The organism is Micromonospora maritima (assembly GCF_902825405.1).
In the GTDB taxonomy this organism is placed as follows: Bacteria; Actinomycetota; Actinomycetes; order Mycobacteriales; family Micromonosporaceae; genus Micromonospora; species Micromonospora maritima.
Map to the genome: position 1 here is coordinate 1 of NZ_CADEAU010000659.1, position 2,502 is coordinate 2,502.

At 77.4% G+C, this 2,502-nt stretch carries 1 protein-coding gene; it reads right to left on the reverse strand.

Annotated elements, in window-relative coordinates:
- On the reverse strand, positions 1 to 2,502 hold a 2,502-nt coding region (locus HUW36_RS30680), incomplete at both ends, for a type I polyketide synthase (protein WP_174531279.1).

Below are 2,502 nucleotides of genomic sequence, written 5' to 3' on the forward strand. Positions count from 1 at the left end.
GGTCGGCTCGGTGGCGGCCGGGCCGGTGAGGCGGGCGGCGAGGCGGACGGCCTGGGCGCGCAGCCCGTCCTCGTCGGCGGCGGAGAGCGGCCACGGCAGCAGCGGCAGCGCCGGACGGAGGATGTCCTCCCGCGCGGGCGTCTCCGCGACCGGCGGGGCCGCCTCCAGGACGACGTGGGCGTTGGTGCCGCTCACCCCGAACGCGGACACCGCCGCCCGCCGGGGACGGTCCGTCTCCGGCCAGGGGCGGGCCTCGGTCAGCAGCGACACCGCGCCGTCGGACCAGTCGACGTGCGGGGTGGGCTCGTCCACGTGCAGGGTGGGCGGCAACACGCCGTGCTGCAACGCCAGCACCATCTTGATCACGCCGGAGACGCCGGCGGCGGCCTGGGTGTGGCCGATGTTGGACTTGACCGAGCCGAGCAGCAGCGGCCGGTCGGCGGGCCGGTCCTGGCCGTACGTGGCCAGCAGCGCCTGCGCCTCGATCGGGTCGCCGAGGCGGGTGCCGGTGCCGTGCCCGTCGACCGCGTCCACGTCGGCCGGGGTGAGCCCGGCGTTGGCCAGCGCCTGCCGGATGACCCGCTGCTGGGCGGGCCCGTTCGGGGCGGTGAGGCCGTTCGAGGCGCCGTCGGAGTTGGTCGCCGAGCCGCGTACCACGGCCAGCACCCGCCGGCCGTCGCGGCGGGCGTCGGAGAGCCGTTGCAGCAGCACCAGGCCGGCGCCCTCGCCCCAGCCGGTGCCGTCGGCGGCCCCGGCGAAGGACTTGCACCGGCCGTCGGCGGCGAGGCCGCGCTGCCGGGCGAACTCCAGGAACGGCCCCGGCGTGGCCATCACGGTCACGCCGCCGGCCACCGCGAGGTCGCACTCGCCGGCACGCAGCGACTGCACCGCGAGGTGCAGCGCGACGAGCGACGACGAGCAGGCGGTGTCCACGGTGACCGAGGGGCCCTGCAACCCGAACGTGTAGGAGAGCCGGCCGGAGACCACGGCCGCCGCGTTGCCGGTGGCCTGGTAGCCCTCCGTCTCGGCCCGGGCGGCCATCAGCAGCGTGGCGTAGTCCTGCCCGTTGGTGCCGACGAACACGCCGGTGCCGCTGTCCCGCAGCCCGGCCGGCGGCAGGCCGGCCCGCTCGAACAACTCCCACCCGGTCTCCAGCAGCAGGCGCTGCTGCGGGTCCATCACCAGCGCCTCGCGGGGCGAGATGCCGAACAGGCCGGCGTCGAAACCGCCGACGTCGGTGACGAAGCCGCCCTCCCGGGCGTACGAGGTGCCGGGGGCGTCCGGGTCGGGATCGTAGATGGCGTCGAGGTCCCAGCCCCGGTCGGCGGGGAACGGGCCGATCGCGTCGCGGCCCTCGACGACGAGCCGCCACAGCTCCTCCGGGCTGTCGACCCCACCCGGGTAGCGGCAGCTCATGGCCACCACGGCGATCGGTTCGTCGAGCGCGGCGACGGCCCGGGTGGGCGCGTCGGCGGCCTCGGTGACGCCGAGGATGCGGTCGGCCAGCCAGCCGGCGAGCAGGTCCGGGGTGGGCCGGTCGAAGACCAGCGTGGCGGGCAGCCGCAGCCCGACCGCCTCGGCGATCCGGTTGCGCATCTCCACCGCGCTGAGCGAGTCGAAGCCGATGTCGCGGAACGGCCGGTCCGCGCCGACCGCCTCGGCGGAGGCGTGGCCGAGCACGGCGGCGGCGTGCATCCGGACCAGTTCCAGCAGCGCCCGGTGACGGTCCGGCGCGGCCAGGCCGGCGAGCCGGCCGCGCAGCGGGGACGCCTCGGCCGGCTCGTCGTCGGTGCGGGTGGCGGCGAGGAGACGGGCGACCTCGGGCAGCTCCTCGATCAGCGGGCGGGGGCGGGCCAGCGCGTACGTCTGGTGGAACCGGTCCCAGGCGATGTCGGCCACGGTGAGCGCGACCTCGTCCTGGGCCAGTGCCCGGGCCAGCACGGCGACCGCCAGCTCGGGGCGCATCGGCCGGACGCCGGAGCGGAACATCTGGTCGGCCGCACCCTCGGTGTCCATCATGCCGCCGCCGTCCCAGGCGCCCCACGCCACGGCCGTGGCGGGCCGGCCGCGTCGGCGCCGGTCCTCGGCGAGCGCGTCGAGGAACGCGTTGCCGGCGGCGTACCCGCCCTGCAGGCCTCCGCCCCAGACGCCGGCGCCGGAGGAGAAGAGCACGAACGCGGCCACGTCGTCGCCGAGGGTCCGGTCGAGGTTGACCGCGCCGGCCACCTTGGCGCGCAGGCCGTCGGCGAGCTCGGCCGCACCCGTGGTGTCGAGCGGTCCGGCGTGCGCGACGCCGGCGGCGTGAAAGACCGCGTCGATCCGGACGTCGAGCCCGTCGACCAGGTCGCGCAGGGAGTCGGGGTCGGCGACGTCGCAGGCCGCCACCGTCACGGTCGCGCCGAGCGCGGTCAGTTCCGCCTCCAGCTCGGCCGCGCCGGGCGCGGCCGGGCCCTGCCGCCCGGTGAGCACGAGGTGCTCGGCGCCGTCGCGGGCCAGCCAGCG